The organism is Cognatundibacterium squillarum (genome assembly GCF_014652435.1).
Classification (GTDB): Bacteria; Pseudomonadota; Gammaproteobacteria; order Burkholderiales; family Burkholderiaceae_D; genus Undibacterium; species Undibacterium squillarum.
Window position 1 is genome coordinate 1 of record NZ_BMYU01000006.1, and the last position, 19,418, is coordinate 19,418.

General features: G+C 52.3%; 17 protein-coding genes. 13 read left to right on the forward strand and 4 right to left on the reverse strand.

Annotated elements, in window-relative coordinates:
* Positions 1 to 270: hypothetical protein (locus IE092_RS18875; RefSeq protein ID WP_229793158.1), on the forward strand; the 270-nt coding region annotated here is incomplete at its 5' end.
* 4 nt (positions 271 to 274) lie between these two features.
* Here the strand turns inward: IE092_RS18875 and IE092_RS12320 are convergent.
* Positions 275 to 814, reverse strand: a complete 540-nt coding sequence (locus IE092_RS12320; protein ID WP_189357497.1) for an acyloxyacyl hydrolase — start codon at positions 812 to 814, stop codon at positions 275 to 277.
* 125 nt (positions 815 to 939) lie between these two features.
* Between IE092_RS12320 and IE092_RS12325 the strand changes: the two genes are divergently transcribed.
* Together IE092_RS12325 and IE092_RS12330 are read left to right on the forward strand one after the other, a co-directional pair.
* Positions 940 to 1,863 carry an NAD(P)-dependent oxidoreductase gene (locus tag IE092_RS12325; protein WP_189357498.1) on the forward strand — a complete coding sequence of 308 codons (924 nt, stop codon included), beginning with the start codon at positions 940 to 942 and terminating at the stop codon, positions 1,861 to 1,863.
* Between the two features lie 196 nt (positions 1,864 to 2,059).
* Positions 2,060 to 3,733, forward strand: coding sequence for a long-chain-fatty-acid--CoA ligase (locus tag IE092_RS12330; protein ID WP_189357499.1), 1,674 nt, complete (start codon positions 2,060 to 2,062; stop codon positions 3,731 to 3,733).
* A 71-nt stretch (positions 3,734 to 3,804) separates the two neighbouring features.
* Here the strand turns inward: IE092_RS12330 and IE092_RS12335 are convergent, their stop codons facing one another.
* On the reverse strand, positions 3,805 to 5,397 hold the full coding sequence (locus IE092_RS12335; RefSeq protein ID WP_189357500.1) for an alkaline phosphatase D family protein: 1,593 nt from the start codon (positions 5,395 to 5,397) through the stop codon (positions 3,805 to 3,807).
* Position 5,398: 1 nt separating this feature from the next.
* Positions 5,399 to 5,818 (reverse strand): acyl-CoA thioesterase, encoded by a 420-nt coding sequence (locus tag IE092_RS12340; protein WP_189357501.1) that lies wholly within the window; start codon positions 5,816 to 5,818, stop codon positions 5,399 to 5,401.
* Positions 5,819 to 6,056: 238 nt separating this feature from the next.
* Between IE092_RS12340 and IE092_RS12345 the strand changes: the two genes are divergently transcribed.
* From IE092_RS12345 to IE092_RS12390, 10 genes are all read left to right on the forward strand, one after another.
* Entirely contained in the window at positions 6,057 to 7,922 is a 1,866-nt protein-coding gene (locus IE092_RS12345) for an ABCB family ABC transporter ATP-binding protein/permease (RefSeq protein WP_189357502.1), read from the forward strand.
* Positions 7,923 to 7,934: 12 nt separating this feature from the next.
* Positions 7,935 to 8,906 (forward strand): LysR family transcriptional regulator, encoded by a 972-nt coding sequence (locus tag IE092_RS12350; RefSeq protein WP_189357503.1) that lies wholly within the window; start codon positions 7,935 to 7,937, stop codon positions 8,904 to 8,906.
* Positions 8,907 to 9,094: 188 nt separating this feature from the next.
* On the forward strand, positions 9,095 to 10,381 hold the full coding sequence (locus IE092_RS12355) for a Glu/Leu/Phe/Val family dehydrogenase (protein WP_189357504.1): 1,287 nt from the start codon (positions 9,095 to 9,097) through the stop codon (positions 10,379 to 10,381).
* 231 nt (positions 10,382 to 10,612) lie between these two features.
* Entirely contained in the window at positions 10,613 to 11,515 is a 903-nt protein-coding gene (locus tag IE092_RS12360; protein ID WP_189357505.1) for an amino acid ABC transporter substrate-binding protein, read from the forward strand.
* A gap of 157 nt (positions 11,516 to 11,672) precedes the next feature.
* On the forward strand, positions 11,673 to 12,623 hold the full coding sequence (locus IE092_RS12365) for an amino acid ABC transporter substrate-binding protein (RefSeq protein ID WP_189357506.1): 951 nt from the start codon (positions 11,673 to 11,675) through the stop codon (positions 12,621 to 12,623).
* A gap of 140 nt (positions 12,624 to 12,763) precedes the next feature.
* A complete protein-coding gene (locus tag IE092_RS12370) occupies positions 12,764 to 13,504 on the forward strand; it encodes an amino acid ABC transporter permease (protein WP_189357703.1) in 741 nt (246 codons plus the stop codon).
* A gap of 11 nt (positions 13,505 to 13,515) precedes the next feature.
* On the forward strand, positions 13,516 to 14,205 hold the full coding sequence (locus IE092_RS12375) for an amino acid ABC transporter permease (protein ID WP_189357507.1): 690 nt from the start codon (positions 13,516 to 13,518) through the stop codon (positions 14,203 to 14,205).
* A 57-nt stretch (positions 14,206 to 14,262) separates the two neighbouring features.
* Positions 14,263 to 14,991 carry an amino acid ABC transporter ATP-binding protein gene (locus tag IE092_RS12380; RefSeq protein ID WP_189357508.1) on the forward strand — a complete coding sequence of 243 codons (729 nt, stop codon included), beginning with the start codon at positions 14,263 to 14,265 and terminating at the stop codon, positions 14,989 to 14,991.
* A gap of 180 nt (positions 14,992 to 15,171) precedes the next feature.
* Positions 15,172 to 16,221 carry a dihydroorotase gene (pyrC, locus tag IE092_RS12385; RefSeq protein ID WP_189357509.1) on the forward strand — a complete coding sequence of 350 codons (1,050 nt, stop codon included), beginning with the start codon at positions 15,172 to 15,174 and terminating at the stop codon, positions 16,219 to 16,221.
* Positions 16,222 to 16,224: 3 nt separating this feature from the next.
* Positions 16,225 to 17,034, forward strand: a complete 810-nt coding sequence (locus IE092_RS12390) for a DUF3025 domain-containing protein (protein ID WP_229793159.1) — start codon at positions 16,225 to 16,227, stop codon at positions 17,032 to 17,034.
* Positions 17,035 to 17,491: 457 nt separating this feature from the next.
* On the opposite strand, the gene IE092_RS12395 is transcribed toward IE092_RS12390, so the two are convergent.
* Positions 17,492 to 19,186: a methyl-accepting chemotaxis protein gene (locus tag IE092_RS12395; RefSeq protein ID WP_189357510.1), complete on the reverse strand. Its 1,695-nt coding sequence runs from the start codon at positions 19,184 to 19,186 to the stop codon at positions 17,492 to 17,494.
* Between the last annotated feature and the right edge of the window lie 232 nt (positions 19,187 to 19,418).

The window sequence follows — 19,418 nt, forward strand, 5'->3', positions numbered from 1 at the left end:
ATAAGAAACCCCCGCTCTCGAATGAGGCGGGGGTTTTGCTTTGTGCGCGCCAAAGCGGAAAAAGAACAAGAACAAGAACTAAGCAAAAAGCACAAACAACACAAACCCGAAAAGACAAACACAAACCCGGCTGCCGCCGGGTTTGTGCTTTGCAGATCAGAAAACAGGCCAAATGCGGTGTTTAGCATAGCAACTCCCCGCTCCACGGCAGAAAGTCCGGCTCTCCGCAAAGGGCGCATGCGGATGTCTGCACAGATCGTATTCTTTTAACACCTCAGAACGGGTACGCCACCCGCACAACAGCAACATTCGCACCCGGATTCGGACGCTTGATTGCGCCATTGGAAAAATGCTGCACCTTCAGACCAACGTCCAGCCCGTTGTTGAACACATAGCCGACGCCGAGGTGATCGCCGAACTGGAAGGCTGTTGAGAATCGACGGCCGTTGTTGTTATAAACGTGGCTGAATAAATGCACACCGACCGCCGCTTCACCGTACAAACCTTTACGATTGTTTTGCTGCCAGCGGAAAACCGGTGTGAATCCGATGTCGGTAATGTTTTGCGTATCGCCGTTCACACCGTTGTACGCATTGTTACGCCATTGCGTCAGCGTTGCATCCCAGTAACCGCCAACAAAACTGCTGTCAGACTTCAGCCATTGCTGATCCCAGTTCCATTGCAAGCCGCCACGAACAAATTGCGACTTATTACCGGAAGCAAATTCGCCGGAAAAGCTATCCACTGCGTAGCTGCTGAATGACGCTGCAGCCAGCAGGCTGGCCAGCGAAAATTGAAGAAAGCGCTTTTGCATTTTCTGACCTGAAAGAGAAAAATCAGTAGACTATCACATTCTGAACACGGGCTTCCGCACGCAGAAAGGCCGCACTTGCGGTGAAACAGTGCCTGTCCGCTTTGCTGAATTAAATAAGGATTGATATGGAGAACGCACACTCATTGCCTGCAGTCGGATTTATCGGAACAGGCTTAATGGGAGCACCGATGGCGCAACGGCTGGCTGCACATGGTTATCCTTTGCGGTTGTGGAACAGGACACATGCGAAAGCAGTGGCCATTCAGACGGATACGGTCGTCGCAGTGAAAGATCTGAGTGAACTGATTACCGGCGATGGCTGGAAGGCAGAAGTGCTGATTACGATGCTGGATGCCGGGCCTGTTGTTCTCGATATTGTGCAAAAGATACTGCCATTGCTGCGCCCGGGCATGGTGCTGATCGATATGAGTTCTACGCGTCAGGACGAAGCGAAGGAACTGGCATTGCGTCTGAAGGAAGCTGGTGTGCAAATGCTGGACTGCCCTGTTTCCGGCGGCGTTATCGGCGCAGAGCAGGGTACGCTTGCACTGATGGCTGGTGGCGAATCCGGTGTATTTGCACGTATGGAAAATTTGCTCAGAGTATTTGGTCGCCCAGTGCTGGTGGGTGGACACGGAAGCGGGCAACTGGCAAAGCTGTGTAATCAGCTGATCGTCGGCGGAACGATTGAAATTGTGGCGGAAGCATTGCTACTGGCGCAGGCGGGCGGCGCAGATCCTGCCGCAGTGCGCACCGCTTTACGCGGTGGCTTTGCAGAAAGCAGGATACTGGAGGTGCATGGTCAGCGTATGCTGGACCGGAGCTTTTTACCGGGTGGCAAAGTCAGAACACAGCACAAGGATATGCAGAATATTCTTGCCGCAGCAACGAATGCGGGTGTGACCTTGCCTGTGACAGAAATTGTGTCCGGAATTTTCGCGGATTTGCTGCAACATCAGGCGGATGCCGATCACTCTGCGGCGATTCTCGCGCTGGAGCAACGCAATCCTGCTCACCGCCTCGGTGATTGTAAAAGCCGGCTTCCCTGACAGGCTACCATAGTGCATACATTGCACAAATGACGTGCATGTTAGAGCCGACCGTCAGTTTTTGGTGATCGTGCTTGCCTTGCATGCATGAAATCGCTAGCATCGCCCCTTGGGGAAGACAAATTTTAAAACGAACGATCATGCTTTTTTTGCGTGTCGTTATCACCATCACCAATAATCAGCGACGAGGAGAACAATGGATAAGTTTTGGCTCAAATCCTACCCGAAAGAGGTCCCTGCCGAAGTGCAGGTGGATCAGTATCAGTCGCTGGTCGCGTTACTGGAAGATTCCTTCCGGCGCTTCGCAACACGCAAAGCCTATGCTTGCATGGGTAAAACCATCACGTATCGTGAAGTAGATCAGATATCTCAGCGCATCGCTGGCTGGTTGCAAAGCAAAGGACTGGCTAAAGGCGCACGTGTCGCCATCATGATGCCAAATGTGTTGCATTATCCGGTGATCATGGCCGCGGTTTTACGTGCGGGTTATACCGTCGTGAACGTCAATCCTTTGTACACACCGCGTGAGCTGGAGCATCAGCTAAACGATTCGGGCGCTGAAGCAATTTTCATTTTGGAAAATTTCGCATCGACACTGCAGCAGGTTATGTCCAAAACCGGCCTGCGCCATGTTGTGGTCGCCAGCATGGGTGATCTGCACGGGTTCCTGAAAGGCAGCCTGATTAACTTTGTTGTGCGCAGTGTGAAAAAAATGGTGCCGGCATTCTCTTTACCGGGTTCCGTCAGATTCAATGCCATGCTGTCTGAGGCACAACAGGCCAGTTTTAAGCCTGTCAGCATCAGTGCGACAGACGTCGCGTTTTTGCAGTACACGGGGGGAACCACCGGTGTATCTAAAGGTGCAACGCTGCAGCATCGTAATATTGTTGCCAATGTATTGCAGGTTGATGCCTGGCTGGCACCAGCCTTAAAAGGACATGAAAACGATCCGCAGATATTTGTCTGTGCATTGCCGCTGTACCATATCTTCGCGCTGACAGCCTGCAGTCTGCTTGGTACACGTATTGGCGCGATGAATTTGCTGATCCCGAATCCGCGTGATATTCCTGGCTTCATCAAGGAATTGCGCCAGACCCGTGTGAATATTTTTCCGGCTGTTAACACCTTATATAACGGTCTGATGAATCACCCTGATTTTGCGTCGCTGGATTTTTCCGGACTGAAAATCAGTATTGGCGGTGGCATGGCCGTGCAGCGTGCAGTTGCGGAACGCTGGTTCAAAATGACCGGCTGTGCGATTATTGAAGGCTACGGTTTGTCTGAAACTTCGCCTGTAGCAAGCTGCAATCCACCGGATTCCACAGAATACACCGGTACTATCGGCTTGCCATTACCAAATACCGAACTGGCAATTCTGGATGATGACGGTAACCGTCTGCCATTAGGACATGCGGGTGAAATTGCGATCCGTGGCCCGCAAGTAATGGCGGGATACTGGAACCGTCCAGAAGAAACAGAAAAAGTGATGACACCGGACGGATTCTTTAAAACTGGCGACGTCGGGATTATGGATTTCCGTGGATATACCCAGATTGTGGATCGTAAAAAAGACATGATTCTGGTGTCCGGCTTTAACGTATATCCGAACGAAATTGAAGAAGTGGTGATGCAGCATCCGGGCGTACTCGAGTGTGCGTGTATCGGTGTGCCGGACGCAAATTCCGGCGAAGCAGTGAAGTTGTTTGTGGTAAAGAAAGATCCGAATCTGACCGTTGATCAGATGATGGATTATTGCAAACAACAGTTCACCGGTTATAAAAAACCGAAGTACATCGAGTTCCGCATGGAGTTACCGAAGACAAATGTCGGAAAAATTCTGCGTCGCGAATTGCGCGATAAAAAAGCCTGACGCAACTTACAGGCACAATGTAGAAAAGGAGGCATCTGCCTCCTTTTTTATTGCGCTGATCAAGTATTGCCTTATACGGTTTGCACGCCGGGACGTCCGTCTTCGGTAATAAAAGTTTTTAATACACTGACGCCACTGTCTGCCTTGCTGACATCCTGCAACGCCATCATTTGTATCTGCATGCGGTTTTCACTGATATCAGCAATGATGAAGCCCCGCGTGTCACTGCGGCCGAAATGCAGATGCGGATTATGTTGTACCAGCTGATCCGTTTCTTCCTGTGGCATGGAGTTTGATGTCACTGAGCTTACACAGTATTCCGCACCGAGTACCGGATTGTCTGCGCTCACCGGACGCTGAAAATCAGCACGCAGGCTGGCAGCGTAAAAGGTATGAACATCACCGGACCAGACAACAGGGTTTTGTGCCTTCGCGATTTGCAGGCTTTGCAACAAGCGCTGACGTGCCATCGGGTAGCCATCCCAGCCATCTGTCCAGATTTTATATTCGGCGGTATTGGTCGCAGAATTGAGGGTATTGTGACGCCTGCATTGTGCCATCAGTGTTTGCTGAACGATGGTATTCCAGCGCGCAGTTGATTTGCTCAAGCCGCGTGTCAGCCATTGTTCCTGCTCATGCCCAAGCATCGTGCGCGTCGGATCCCGCAGATCGCTGCAGGCTGCGGGCGTCACCATAGAAGACCCGCCGCGCTGATTCGGTGTGCAAGCCTGATAACTGCGATACTGCCGCGCATCAAGAATATGAAAGCGTATCAGCCGCCCCCAGTCGCAACGGTCGTATATGCGCAAAGCCGCGAATTCGTTTCCTCTCGGGACAGGCTGATGCAGGCGTACTGGCATATGCTCATAAAACGCCTGATATGCAGCTGCGCGTCTGTCGATAAAACGCGGATCCAGTCGCTCATCGCGGTCATTCGCATAGTCATTGGCGATTTCATGATCATCCCAGGTGACAAGCCAGGGAGCCGCCAGATGGGCTGCCTGTAATTGCTGATCGGATTTGTACTGTGCGTAGCGCGCGCGGTATTCGCTCAGGCTGAAGCTTTCGATATCGCGCCTGCGTGCTTGTGCAGGATGCTTCAGATCGTAGGGGCCCCATTCGTAAATGTAGTCGCCGTTAAAAACGACCAGATCCGGGTGTGCTGCTGCAATATGACGGTGTGCAGCAAATTCACCGAACTCCCAGTGCTGGCATGAAGCAAGGGCAACTTTGCAGTTGCTCATACTGTCTGCTTCCGGCGTGGTTCGGGTACGGCCAATGGGGCTGATGGCATCACCATGCATAAAACGGTACCAGTACCAGCGTCCCGGTTTGAGGCCCGTCGCTTCTGCATGTACGCTGTGTGCGAGCTCCGGCAACGCGGTGATTTCACCTTTGGCGGCAATCTGGCGGAATTGTTCGTCTTCTGCAATTTCCCAGATTACTTTCAGCGGTATGGGAGCGAGTGGTACCGGGCTCAACGGATCGGCCAGCAAGCGGGTCCAGAGAATGATGCTGTCTGCTCGCGGTGAACCGGACGCAACACCCAGCGTAAACGGATATGCCTGGCTGCGTTCAGCTGCGTAACCGGGAAAAGCTTGCGACAATGCGGCGAGCGAACTCAACTGCAGCAGACGCTGCAGAAAAACACGGCGGGACGCCATGTCATACCTGCGGTGAGATCGCGTCCAGTGCCGGAATCTGACGCGGCTTACGCTGCTCATCAGTGGCAACGTAGGTCAGGGTGGCTTCGGTGACTTTGACAGTTTCTGCCTGAAGGCGGTTACGCTCCGCGTACACTTCAACCGAGATCGTGATCGACGTTTTTCCGACCCGTACGATATCCGCATAGAATGATAATAAATCGCCGACAAATACCGGCTGTTTGAACAAAAAGGAGTTCACTGCAATCGTGGCTACGCGGCCATTGGCGCGACGTGCTGCCGGAATAGCGCCAGCGATATCAACCTGAGACATAATCCATCCGCCAAACACATCACCGTGGATATTTGCATCTGCTGGCATGGGCATTACCCGCAGGGTAGGCATGCGGTTGGGGAGTGTGGTTTGTACAGATTCAGACATCGGAACTTCCTTAAAACGTTACAATTTCAAACAGACAGCACATCAGACCGCGCGCTTGCCAGGATGGTCAGTGTATTGCGCAGTGACATACAACAAGCAATGACTGTGCCGGATTCACTTTTCCGGACATCATAGCGCAGAAAGAACACAATCTACAGAAAGGCTGGCATTCCCGCAGGGTTTTGACTGGCTAATGCATGTTACGCCGGTTTGCCGGCGATTTGAATTCAGGAATTTTATGAGACGCAGAGAATCATCTTCTGCCATGCCGAGTCCGTCCGGACAGCGTGGTGGTGACTGGGCAACGGTCAAAACATTGTTGCCGTATTTATGGGCATATAAAGCGCGGGTTATATTCGCTTTGTTGCTGCTGGTCGGTGCAAAGCTGGCCAATATTGGTGTGCCGGTCGTACTCAAGCATCTGGTTGATGCGATGACTTTGCCTGCCGGGCATCCCGCTGCAGTGATTGTGTTACCAGCCGGCTTACTGCTTGCATACGGTGCGCTGCGTATTTCCACAACGGTATTTACAGAGCTGCGCGAGTTTGTGTTTGCCCGCGTAACGCAACGCGCTGTCCGCACCATTGCACTGAAAGTTTTCCGGCACTTACATGCACTATCACTGCGCTTTCATCTCAGCCGTCAGACTGGTGGTGTCACGCGCGACATTGAGCGTGGCACCCGTGCGGTTTCGGCACTCGTATCGTATGCGCTGTTCAGTATATTTCCCACTTTACTGGAAATTACGCTGGTACTGCTCTATCTGGTTACGCACTACGATATCTGGTTTTCCGCGATTACTTTTGTGGCCTTAGTTTCTTATATCACGTTTACAATTTCAGTGACCGAGTGGCGTACGCGCTTCCGTCGCACCATGAATGAGCTGGATTCGCGTGCTCAATCGCGGGCGATTGATTCTCTGCTCAATTATGAAACCGTAAAATATTTCAGTAACGAGGAATATGAGGCGAAGCGTTACGACGATGGATTGCAGCAATACGAAAACGCTGCATTGCGTTCGCAAAGCTCTTTATCAATGCTGAACAGCGGCCAGTCTGTGATTATTGCGATCGCTGTGACGCTCATACTCTGGCGTGCCACACTGGGTGTCATGAACGGATCTATGGGTCTCGGTGATCTGGTGCTGGTGAATGCTTTCATGCTGCAGTTATATGTGCCGCTGAATTTTCTTGGTGTGCTGTACCGGGAAATTAAGCAGAGTCTGGCAGATATGGAGAAATTGTTCTCTTTGCTTGACCAGAATCGTGAGGTTGCGGATGCGACGGATGCTAGGCCTTTAGCTGTGACGTCTCAGGAAGGGATGGAGATTCGCTTTGAGCATGTGCATTTTCATTATGATGAAAAACGCAGCATTTTATCGGACATCAGTTTTGTAGTTCCCGCCGGAAAAACGACAGCAGTGGTCGGGCACAGCGGCTCCGGTAAATCTACGCTGGCCCGCTTGCTGTTTCGTTTTTACGATATTCAGCAGGGCAGTATCAGCTTGCAGCAAACGGATATTCGTCAGCTGACACAGGCAAGTCTGCGTTCAGCGATAGGCATTGTTCCTCAGGATACCGTGCTGTTCAACGACACCATCGCCTATAACATCGCGTATGGCAGGCCAGATGCCAGTGAGCAGGAAATTATTGCGGCAGCAAAGGCTGCGTACATACATGACTTTGTTCAGTCTTTACCGGATGGTTATCAGACACAGGTTGGTGAGCGCGGACTGAAATTATCCGGTGGTGAAAAGCAGCGCGTTGCAATCGCCCGGACACTACTGAAAAATCCTCCAGTGTTAATTCTGGATGAAGCAACTTCAGCGCTGGACTCTCATTCGGAGCAAATGATACAGGCGCAACTGAAAGAAATTGCGAAACACAGAACATCGCTGGTGATTGCTCACCGGCTTTCAACGATTGCGGATGCAGACCAGATTCTGGTAATGGAAAAAGGACGAATTGCGGAGCGCGGCACACATCAGGAATTGCTTGCACTGCGCGGGCTTTATGCGCGCATGTGGGAGCGTCAGCAAAGCGGATTGCCTGAGGAAGACAATGCGGATTCTCAGGATGGCAGTAACATTCTGCAAACGGCGTAAAGGAGACAAATTATGGAAACTAAATGGCTGGAAGACTTTGTCTCACTGGTGGAAACCAAAAGTTTCAGCAGGTCGGCAGAATTACGGCACGTCACTCAACCGGCTTTTTCACGCCGCATCCAATCGCTCGAGGCCTGGCTGGGCAGTGATCTGATCGACCGGACTTCATATCCGACGCGTCTGACACACGCCGGCGAAATTTTTTATGAACAGGCGCTGGCGATGCTGGGGCAAATCAATAATGCGCGCGCGCTGTTGCGCGGTAAACGCGCCAGCCCGCAGACTACGGTGGATTTCGCGGTGCCGCATACTCTATCGCTGACCTATGTGCCGCGCTGGTTAAATGCGCTGGAGGATGCTTTTGGTGATATTAACAGCCGCCTGCTGGCGCTGAATGTGCATGACGCCGTGATGACGCTGGTAGAGGGCGGGTGTGATTTACTGCTGTGTTATCACCATCCGCGTCAGCCTTTGTTACTGGATGCCAGTCAGTACGACATGATCAGCATGGGGACAGAGGCATTAAGGCCTTATACCCGCTGCGACCGTGACGGCCAGCCGGAGTTTTTATTTCCGGGCACAGAGGATCAGCCGCTGCCATTTCTTGCATATGCGAACAATGCTTATCTCGGACGTATGGTAGACCTGATTATGAACGATGCACGTCAGCCCCTGCATCTGAATAAGCGTTATGAAACCGATATGGCCGAAGGTTTGAAAATGATGGCACTGGAAGGGACGGGGGTCGCTTTTCTGCCGGAATCTGCAGTCACCCGCGAAGTAAAACAAAAGCAACTGGCACGGGCGGACCAGAACGGCGCAGAGTGGGAAGTGACAATGGAGATTCGTTTGTATCGTGAGCGGCCATCCATACAGCGTCCCGGAAAACCACTTGTTTCCCGGTTATGGGAATATCTTGAACAGGCGGCGGCTGAAAATCGCGGTGCAAGGCAGAATAAAGTACGGCGTAGCAGTCTTCGGTAACAGGGGAAATTCGGTTTCGACCAGACCAATCATCTAACTATGCAAAAAACGCATAGTTAGATGCAAACAAAGCATTGGCTGAAATCCTGAGCGTGGCGCTACCATGCGTCACCTTTTTGGTGCGCACAAGAAATTTTTGCACCAAAACAAATCAAATCACATTATTTGAATATTCAGGAGGCCGTATCATGTCCAGTCAGCATCCGATCCCATCTTATCTGCACCCGACCGAAACAGGTCCGTGGGGCGTTTACCTCGAACAAATCGACCGCGTTACGCCTTACCTCGGCAGCCTGTCGCGCTGGGTGGAAACACTGAAGCGTCCTAAGCGTATTCTGGTGGTGGATGTACCGATCGAACGTGATGACGGCACCATCGCACACTTTGAAGGTTACCGCGTACAACACAATACATCCCGTGGTCCTGGTAAAGGCGGCGTGCGTTTCCATCAGGACGTGACACTGTCCGAAGTTATGGCATTGTCTGCATGGATGACAATCAAAAACTCTGCAGTGAATGTTCCTTACGGTGGTGCAAAAGGCGGTATCCGTGTTGATCCGAAGACTTTGTCCCGTGGCGAACTGATGCGTATGACACGTCGTTATACATCGGAAATCGGTATCATCATTGGCCCGGATAAAGACATTCCTGCACCGGACGTCAACACCAATGAGCAAACCATGGCATGGATGATGGATACCTACTCCATGAATGAAGGCCGTACATCGACCGGTGTTGTGACCGGTAAGCCGATTTCTCTGGGTGGTAGTCTGGGGCGTCGTGAAGCGACTGGCCGTGGTGTATTCGTTGTTGGTTGCGAAGCTGCGAAAAAACGCGGCATGAACATCGAAGGCGCAAAAGTTGCCGTGCAGGGTTTCGGTAATGTTGGCGGTATCGCTGGCCGTTTGTTTGCGGAAGCCGGTGCGAAAGTGGTTGCAGTACAGGATCACGGCGGCACAATTTTCCACTCCAACGGTCTGGATGTTCCGAAACTGCTGGATCACGTTGCCCGTCACGGCAGTGTTGCCGGCTTCGAAGGCATCGAAGCAACGATGGCAACCGAAGATTTCTGGAAGGTGGACTGCGACATCATGATCCCTGCTGCGCTGGAACAGCAAATCACTGTACGCAATGCAGATCAGATCCGTGCAAAAATCATTCTGGAAGGCGCGAATGGCCCGACCACACCGGAAGCAGATGACATTCTGCGCGACAAAGGCGTTCTGGTTGTGCCGGACGTCATTGCGAATGCAGGTGGTGTGACTGTGTCTTACTTTGAATGGGTGCAGGACTTCTCCAGCTACTTCTGGACAGAAGAAGAAATCAATCAGCGTCTGACCCGTATCATGACCGAAGCATTCAGTTCTGTATGGCAGGTTTCGGAAGAGAAAAATACTTCCCTGCGTACAGCAGCATTCGTGATTGCATGTACCCGTGTACTGCAGGCACGTGAAGTGCGCGGCCTGTATCCGTAATCTGTAAAGATCTGCCACTTTGCTGAGTGGCAAATCAATCACCCATCATCTAAGCTGAGTGTATTCGCAGCGGATGATGGGTTTTTTATTGGTGAAGTTAGTGAATTAACCATGAAAATTAAGTTTCAGATAACGAATCCGGAACGAAATTTTGTAACCATGCTTAAACGCTATTTCAATTGTTGCCGTATGTCATTACCATCCTGAGCGTTTTTCGAATTAGGAGGTGTTATGAAGGTGAGTTTCGGACGTGCCTGCAGCGTGGCACTGTTACTGCTGACAAGCAGTATTTCTGGTCTGGCTGGTGCGGCGGATACCTTATCGCGAATCAGGGAAACACAAACCCTGACGATTGCGCACCGTGAAAGTTCGGTGCCGTTTTCGTATATTCCTGAAGGCAGTAAACAACCGACAGGCTATTCTGTCGATATCTGCCTGAAGATTGCTGATGCAATTAAGAAGGAATTGAAATTACCGAACCTGAAGCTGAATTATTTGCCGGTCAGCTCTAATAACCGTATTCAGGCCATCATGGATGGCAAGGCAGATATTGAATGCGGCTCTACCACCAATAATGCAGAGCGTCGCAAGCAAGTGTCGTTCACGATTCCGCATTTCTTTTCAACGACCCGTATGATTGTGCGCGCTGATTCCGGCATCAAAAACTGGACGGATCTGAAAGATAAAAAAGTCGTTACGACCCGTGGTTCGACGACAGTGAAACTGCTCACGGAACGTGACCGGGTGCGCAGCCTGAATGTGCGTGTACTGGAAGGGAATGATCACGCTGAATCCTTCGGCATGGTGGAAAAATTTCAGGCAGATGCATTTGCGATGGATGACGTGCTGCTGTTCGGTTTCCGCGCAACGGCAAAAGACCCTGAGAAATATGTGGTCGTTGGTGAACCTTTGTCGATGGAGCCGTATAGTATGATGATCCACAAAGACGACAAAGCGTTTAAAGATCTGGTAGACAGAGAGATTTCCCGTTTAATGACCGATGGCGAAATCAGCAAGCTCTACGACAAATGGTTTAAGAAACCGGTGCCGCCGAAAAATACGGTGCTGAATATGCCGATGAACTATCTGCTGCGCGATACGATTCGCTTCCCAACCGATAAAGTTGCTGATTAAGCGCAAACAAAATGTTGTAAATTTGTGCGATTTACTGAAAAATGCGCTGGTTTTACGTGTTTTTACTTAGGCTTTCGCGCCTGATGAAGACACTGTTGAAAACAGCTTTTGTTAAACTGGTGGTTAAGTTTTTCTCGGTTCATTATCAGGAGACAGTATGAAATTGTTGAAAATTCTCGTTGTGATGGCAGGTGCAGGTATGATCGCCGGCACAGCATCCGCACAGGAAAGCGGCACACTGAAAAAAATCAAAGAAACCGGCGTGATCACGCTGGGTGTGCGCGATTCCTCCGATCCGTTTTCCTATCTGGATGACAAACAATCGTATCAGGGCTATTCGATCGACATCTGTATGAAGGTCGTTGGTCAGGTGCGTAATTCGCTGGGTATGAGCGAACTGAAAGTCAAAATGAATCCGGTGACATCTGCGACCCGTATTCCGCTGATGGCAAACGGCACGATCGATCTGGAGTGCGGTTCCACCACGAATAACATGGAGCGTCAGAAACAGGTGGCGTTTGCACCTACCACTTTCGTAACGGCAAACCGTATCCTGTCCAAAAAATCCGCCAACATCAAAACACTGGCAGATCTGAAAGGCAAATCTGTCGTATCCACCTCCGGTACAGCGAACCTGAAGCAGCTGACGACGCTGAATGCTGATCAGAACCTGGGCATCAACATCCTGACCGCAAAAGACCATGCGGAAGCTTTCCTGATGGTGGAAACCGGTCGCGCAGTAGCATGGGTGATGGATGATATTCTGCTGGCTTCGCACGCAGCAAAATCCAAAAATCCTGCGGACTACGAAGTCAGCAAAGAAGCGCTGTCTGTTGAACCTTACGGCATCATGATGCGTAAAGATGACCCAGCGTTCAAAAAAGCAGTCGATACAGCAGTGGCGAATCTGATGCGCTCCGGCGATATCAATCAGATTTATAACAAATGGTTCATGCAACCGATTCCGCCAAAAGGCATCACGCTGAATGTGCCGATGTCTGATCAACTGAAAGCGGTGATCGCCAAACCAACGGATTCCGGTGAACCTTCTGCTTACGCAGCGGTACCGGAAGCACAAAAAGCCGTACTCAAGAAAAGCAAAAAATAAAGTCTGAGCGCGTCAGCGCACAGGACAATTCAAAAAAACGGGGGGTGGACTCGCCTCCCGTTTTACTTAGGATGCTGCGATGCCGTCCGGGGCTTTGTTCGCCCTGAAAAATGGCAAAGCAGATGTCTGAGGAGGTGATGATGAATTACAACTGGAACTGGAATATCTTTTTCGAAGATGCGCCGGATGGTGCCGGAACGTATCTGGACTCTTTATTTGCCGGCCTGAAATGGACGCTGGCGACCGCAGGAACCGGCTGGGTGATTGCCTTACTGATCGGTCTGGTGATTGGTACCCTGCGCACCGTACCGAACAAATGGCTGGTACGTCTGGCCAATGCTTATGTGGAATTGTTCCGCAACATTCCGCTGATCGTACAAATGTTTATGTGGTACTTCGTGTTTCCTGAAGTGCTGCCAACCGCATGGGGCGACGCACTCAAACAATTGCCGAATGCCCCGTTTATTACCGCCGCATTAAGTCTGGGCTTTTTCACATCTGCCCGTGTTGCGGTACAGGTGTCAACCGGTATTCAGGCCTTGCCGCGCGGCCAGCGTATGGCAGGTGTGGCGCTTGGCCTGACACTGCCGCAAACCTATCGTTATGTGCTGTTGCCGATGGCATTCCGCATCATTATTCCGTCCCTGACTAATGAAGTGGCGGCGATCATCAAAAACAGTTCCGTTGCTTTGTCGATTGGTCTGATTGAACTGACTGCCAGCGCACGTTCTATGCAGGAATTCAGTTTTCAGACGTTTGAAGCCTACAGCGCTGCAACCCTGATTTATCTGATCGTATCGGTGATTGCGATTCTGTTGTCGAATCTGCTGGAAAAAACGCTGCGTGTGCCGGGCTTTATCGCTGCCGGTAGTGCGAAATAAGGGAGCGAAGCATGGGAAATTTTGACTTTGATGTAATTCAGCGCTCCTGGGTTTACCTGTTCCAGGTCGGCATGGTGTTCACACTGAAACTGACTTTGCTGGCCATGACCGGCGGTATCATTTTCGGAACGCTGCTGGCGATGATGCGTTTGTCCGGCAATAAAATCATTTACCTGATTGCCTCCGGCTATGTGAACCTGATGCGCTCGGTGCCGCTGGTGCTGGTGATTTTCTGGTTTTACTTCCTCGTACCGTTTATCGGTGCTTGGCTGACCGGCAGTAACGAACCGGTACAGGTTGGCGCGTTCGCTTCCTGCCTGATTACTTTCGTGATGTTTGAAGCGGCGTATTACTGTGAAATTATGCGTTCCGGTATTCAGTCCATTCCGCGTGGTCAGATCTGGGCCGGTTACGCGATGGGCATGAATTACTGGCAGACCATGGCGCATATCGTGCTGCCACAAGCTTTCCGTAACATGATTCCGGTATTGCTGACGCAAACCATCGTGCTGTTTCAGGACGTTTCGCTGGTGTCGATTTTGTCGATTGCAGACTTCTTCGGCTCTGCCGCCAAAGTGGCGCAGCGTGACGGACGTCTGGTAGAAATGTACAGCTTTGCTGCCGTCGTGTACTTCATCATGTGTTTCTGTCTGTCGACCATGGTGAAAAAACTGCATGCACGGATTGCGATTATCCGCTGATACCTAATTGCGCTCAGGCTGCCACAGCGCCGGGCAATCATAATGAAGGAGATAAGAATGATCGAAATTAAAAACGTTAGTAAATGGTACGGTCAGTTTCAGGTACTGACAGATTGCACCACCTCGGTTTCCAAAGGTGAAGTGGTGGTGGTCTGCGGTCCGTCCGGTTCCGGCAAATCGACGCTGATCAAAACCGTCAATGGTCTGGAACCGGTACAAAAAGGCGAGATCATCGTGAATGGTCAGTCCGTCACCGATCCGAAAACCAATCTGTCCAAACTACGTTCTCATATCGGTATGGTGTTCCAGAACTTTGAACTGTTCCCGCATTTGTCGATTCGCCAGAATCTGACGCTGGCGCAGGTGAAAGTGCTCGGACGTTCCGAAGAAGAAGCAACGGAGCGTGGTCTGAAATACCTCGACCGCGTCGGCTTGCTGGCGCATAAAGATAAATTCCCGGGACAATTATCCGGTGGTCAGCAGCAGCGCGTTGCGATTGCACGTGCGTTGTCGATGGACCCGGTCGCGATGCTGTTTGATGAGCCGACATCGGCACTCGACCCGGAAATGATTAATGAAGTACTGGACGTAATGGTCGGGCTGGCGCAGGAAGGTATGACCATGATGGTGGTCACGCATGAAATGGGCTTCGCGAAAAAAGTGGCGAACCGTATCGTGTTTATGGATGCCGGTAAGATTGTGGAAGATTGCGCCAAAGATGAATTCTTTAACAATGCCCGTTCTGAACGTGCACGTGACTTCCTCGCAAAAATCATCACGCACTGATCGCACTGAATTTTACTTACAGCAGCATGAAAAAGCTGATCCGTCCCGGATCAGCTTTTTTTATTTGCGATCCGGCAAGATACAGGGCTGTCTGCATTTTGCGATGGCAGCTTTGCTTTGCGCCCACTCTGGCGGCAGGTACAATGCCGCCTATTGTCTGACTCAAGAAAGCCGCGCATCATGACCCTCACACCTGATTCCCTGACGATTACCCGCCCTGACGACTGGCACTTACATCTGCGCGATGGCGCAGCACTGGCCAGCGTGTTGCCGCATACCGCTGCGCAGTTTGGCCGCGCGATTGTGATGCCGAATCTGAAACCGCCAGTCACAACGACTGAGCAGGCGCTGGCTTATCGTCAGCGTATTCTGGCGGCACTGCCGGAAGGCATGCAGTTTGAGCCACTGATGACGCTGTATCTGACCGATAACACGCCGGGCGATGAAATCCGCCGCGCCAAAGACAGCGGTCTGGTGCATGCGGTAAAACTGTATCCGGCCGGTGCCACCACCAATTCCGATGCAGGTGTGACGGATCTGAAAAAGTGCTACAAAACACTGGAAGTCATGCAGGAAGTCGGTATGCCTTTGCTGGTGCACGGTGAAGTCACTCACGCTGATATCGATCTGTTTGACCGTGAAGCTGTGTTCATCGAGCAAGTGATGCAGCCGCTGCGTAAAGCGATGCCGGAACTGCGCGTGGTGTTTGAACATATCACGACCAGCGATGCCGCCAGCTATGTGGCAGAAGCGGAAGGCCCGATTGCCGCGACGATCACCGCCCACCATTTGCTGTATAACCGCAATGAGATTTTCAAAGGCGGCATTCGTCCGCACTATTACTGCCTGCCGGTACTGAAACGCGAAACCCACCGACTGGCCTTGCTGAAAGCAGCGACATCCGGCAGCCCGCGTTTCTTCCTCGGTACCGATTCCGCACCGCACGCACGTGGCATGAAAGAACATGCCTGCGGCTGCGCCGGATGCTACACCGCGCTGCATGCGATGGAACTGTATGCAATGGCGTTTGAACAGGCGGGGGCGCTGGACAAACTGGAAGGCTTCTCCAGCTTCTTCGGCCCGGATTTTTACCGTTTGCCGCGTAACGAAGGCAAAGTCACACTGCGCCGTGAACAATGGCAGATTCCGGATGCGCTGCCGTTTGCCGAAACCGAAATCGTGCCGCTGAATCAGGGTGAGCAAATCTCCTGGAAACTGCATCAGGCATAAGCTGTGTCGCAGGACGATTTTTACCATGTGATTGACTGGCAGCGTCCGTGGCTGCACAGCATACAGGACGCTGCTGCGCTGATTCGTGAGCGCAGCGACTGGCGCGACTGCCTGAATCGGTCGGCGCAGCAGGCTGGTTTGCGTAATCACCGCGATTTGCCACTGCATTTCATCGCACAGGAAGACTTGCCGGAAGGCACAGCCTACGAAGCGCATATCAGCGCGACGGGCGGCGTGCCGACCCGGTCGAATCTGCATGACTATTTCAATGCACTGGTCTGGCTCAGTTTTCCGCGTACCAAGCAAATGCTGAATGCCTTGCAGGCGGCACAGATCGCCGCGCTGGGCATAGGCAAATCCCGTGGGCCAGCACGTGATGCCGCCACCATCTTCGACGAAAATGCCGCCATTCTGGTGGTGGCGGAAGGACAGGCCGGAGATGACTGGATTGCCGCCTGGCGGCAGCATGCGTGGGGTGCATGTCTGCTGACGCAGCGCGACTGGTTTTTGCAGCATGCTGAGTTATGGGCATTCGGCCATGCGCTGATGGAAAAGCTGGTTGCACCGTACAAAGCAATCACCACCCACACCCGCGTACTGCGCGCACCGGACGCTTACTGGCAGTTGAATCATGCGCAGCGCCGTCAGTGGATAGATCAGGCCATGTGCGAACTGTTGCAGCAGGAACCGCTGCTGAATCAGGATTACCATCCGCTGCCGGTACTGGGCGTACCCGGCTGGTGGGAAGGGCAGGACAGCGCGTTTTACGCCGATACGCAGGTATTCCGTCCGCGCAGAGTGACTGCTGCCTGAGCCGCCAGTGGTACTTGTGCAAAAATCCGCATCGGGTAGTAAAACAGGCAGGCCGGAGCGCCACTGTTTTCGCGGACGTCCGCTAAAAAGCTGGTTTTTTCTGTGCTGAACACCGCATTTGAGGCTTGCTGCACCGTTTGAGATGTCTGAAACCCGCGATGGTTAAGCGGAGCACGTCCGTGCACGACGTCGCAACATAAAAAAAACGATGCCCGGGCATCGTTTTTTTATTCCTGTCATGCAGAAATCGTCATCTGTGATTTTGTGACAGCCAGACTTTCTGCCGACGACCGCCGCATCGCTGTGCTAAACACCGCATTTGAGGTGTTTTTTGCCGTTTTTGGGGCTTCTGACAGGCTCCGGAAAGCCTCGCGGGGAAATCTGTGGGAAGTAAGAAAAAAGGCTGGCAGCGTGTTCTGCTGACAGCCCTGATGCCTGTTGACTGATGGCTGAAGCTTTATGCGGCTTCGCGACCGCGGCCATGATTGCGCAGCGCGAGCGGACGTGCGCTGCTGTTGTCCAGATGCTGCTGACGTGCCGCGGCTTTTTTCAGCTGATAGGTTTGCGCACTGTGACGCGCATGCTGATCAGCCCGCTGTGCATCCAGCCGGAACACCGCCACCATATCGGCCAGCGCCTTGGCCTGATCCTGCATGGAAATCGACGCTGTCGTCGCTTCTTCCACCAGTGCCGCGTTTTGCTGCGTGGTGTTATCCATTTGCAGAATAGCCTGATTCACTTGCGCAATACCCAGACTCTGTTCTTCGCTGGCATGGGTGATATCCGCCATGATGCTGGCAACCTGCTGCACGCTGTGCACGATATCCTGCATGGTGGCACCGGCTTCTTCCACCAGCTTGCCGCCGGCGTGAATCTGATCGACAGAATCGCTGATCAGCGCTTTGATCTCTTTGGCGGCGGCCGCACTGCGCTGCGCCAGATTACGAACTTCGGTGGCGACCACCGCGAATCCGCGACCCTGTTCACCGGCACGTGCTGCTTCGACTGCAGCATTCAGCGCCAGAATATTGGTCTGGAATGCGATGCCGTCAATCACACTGATGATTTCCGTGATTTTGCCAGCGGAGGTGTTGATGCCATGCATGGTCTGCACGACCTGCGTCACCACATCGCCACCGCGCTGCGCGACGCTGGATGCCGAGCCTGCCAGCGAATTCGCCTGACGTGCATTGTCTGCATTCTGTTTGACGGTGGAATTCAGTTCATCCATCGATGCCGCAGTCTGTTCCAGTGCGCTGGCCTGTGCTTCGGTGCGGCTGGACAAGTCCATATTACCGGCGGCGATCTGATCGGATGCGGTGGCGATGGTTTCGGTACCGGCGCGTACCTGACTGACGATTTCCGCCAGACTGTCACGCATCGACTTCATTGCAAACAGTAAGCTGTCGCGGTCACTGTCGTGCAGCACCACCTCGGTTGCCAGATCACCGCTGGCGATACGGCGGGCGATATCGGCGGCATAAGCAGGTTCACCACCGAGTTCGCCGCGCAGATTACGTGCCAGCAGCCAGGTGAATAAGGCGCCGCACAGTAAGGCTGCCAGCGACAGGCTGGCCAGTATCCAGCGGCTGCTTTCATAGTGCTGCTGGATATTCAGTGCCAGATGATTCATGTTACTGCGTTGCAGCTCCAGCAATTCCTGCACTTTGGCCTGATAACGGCTGGCTGCAGGCAGAAATACGGTTTCGATCAGCTTTTCGGCTTTCAGGGTATCGCCGGCTTCTTTAGCAGCAACGATGTCATCTTTCGCTGTTGTATAGGTTTTGCGTTCGCTGGCAATCGCATCAAATACCGCGCGCTCGCTGTCGTTGCTGAGCATTTCCTGCACGGCTTTTTGCATTTCGCTTGCTTTGCGCGATGTGATCGCTGCATCATCGGCAAAGAAATTCACCAGCGAGGTATCGCTGCTTTTCGCGATGGCAGAAGTACGGCGCACACCGACCTGAATATAACGGTACCAGTCGGAAATCAGGCGTTCTTTCGCAATCGGTTGTTCCATCATCTGACGGGTTTGTTCAGCCGTTTGCTGCAGACGCCATTGCGCAATCGCCGTGGCAAAAAAGGACAGCGCCAGAATGCCGGCAAAACACAATGCCAGTCGTGTACTGATTTTCAAATGCTTAAACTTCATGGTCAGCCCCGGATACAGAGTCAAAGCTTTACGCAGAGGATGTTCCCGTCATCAGTGCATGCGTAATATGAACCGGTTGCGGTTCTTTCTGCTGGGGTGCGGTGATTTTGCGTGTAGCGAACGTGTCAGGCTTGATTGCCGTACAGGTGGCGTGCCATCCTTCGGCGGGCAAGTCTTCACAACAAGTACTGCGGTCTGAAACGGAGCGTCAGAAAGAACCGGGACAGGAACA

Bases quoted from the DNA above. Each gene is read 5' to 3' on its own strand.
- IE092_RS12320 (WP_189357497.1), bottom strand. From the start codon at position 814: ATGCAAAAGCGCTTTCTTCAATTTTCGCTGGCCAGCCTGCTGGCTGCA.
- IE092_RS12325 (WP_189357498.1), top strand. From the start codon at position 940: ATGGAGAACGCACACTCATTGCCTGCAGTCGGATTTATCGGAACAGGC.
- IE092_RS12330 (WP_189357499.1), top strand. From the start codon at position 2,060: ATGGATAAGTTTTGGCTCAAATCCTACCCGAAAGAGGTCCCTGCCGAA.
- IE092_RS12335 (WP_189357500.1), bottom strand. From the start codon at position 5,397: ATGGCGTCCCGCCGTGTTTTTCTGCAGCGTCTGCTGCAGTTGAGTTCG.
- IE092_RS12340 (WP_189357501.1), bottom strand. From the start codon at position 5,818: ATGTCTGAATCTGTACAAACCACACTCCCCAACCGCATGCCTACCCTG.
- IE092_RS12345 (WP_189357502.1), top strand. From the start codon at position 6,057: ATGAGACGCAGAGAATCATCTTCTGCCATGCCGAGTCCGTCCGGACAG.
- IE092_RS12350 (WP_189357503.1), top strand. From the start codon at position 7,935: ATGGAAACTAAATGGCTGGAAGACTTTGTCTCACTGGTGGAAACCAAA.
- IE092_RS12355 (WP_189357504.1), top strand. From the start codon at position 9,095: ATGTCCAGTCAGCATCCGATCCCATCTTATCTGCACCCGACCGAAACA.
- IE092_RS12360 (WP_189357505.1), top strand. From the start codon at position 10,613: ATGAAGGTGAGTTTCGGACGTGCCTGCAGCGTGGCACTGTTACTGCTG.
- IE092_RS12365 (WP_189357506.1), top strand. From the start codon at position 11,673: ATGAAATTGTTGAAAATTCTCGTTGTGATGGCAGGTGCAGGTATGATC.
- IE092_RS12370 (WP_189357703.1), top strand. From the start codon at position 12,764: ATGAATTACAACTGGAACTGGAATATCTTTTTCGAAGATGCGCCGGAT.
- IE092_RS12375 (WP_189357507.1), top strand. From the start codon at position 13,516: ATGGGAAATTTTGACTTTGATGTAATTCAGCGCTCCTGGGTTTACCTG.
- IE092_RS12380 (WP_189357508.1), top strand. From the start codon at position 14,263: ATGATCGAAATTAAAAACGTTAGTAAATGGTACGGTCAGTTTCAGGTA.
- pyrC (WP_189357509.1), top strand. From the start codon at position 15,172: ATGACCCTCACACCTGATTCCCTGACGATTACCCGCCCTGACGACTGG.
- IE092_RS12395 (WP_189357510.1), bottom strand. From the start codon at position 19,186: ATGAAGTTTAAGCATTTGAAAATCAGTACACGACTGGCATTGTGTTTT.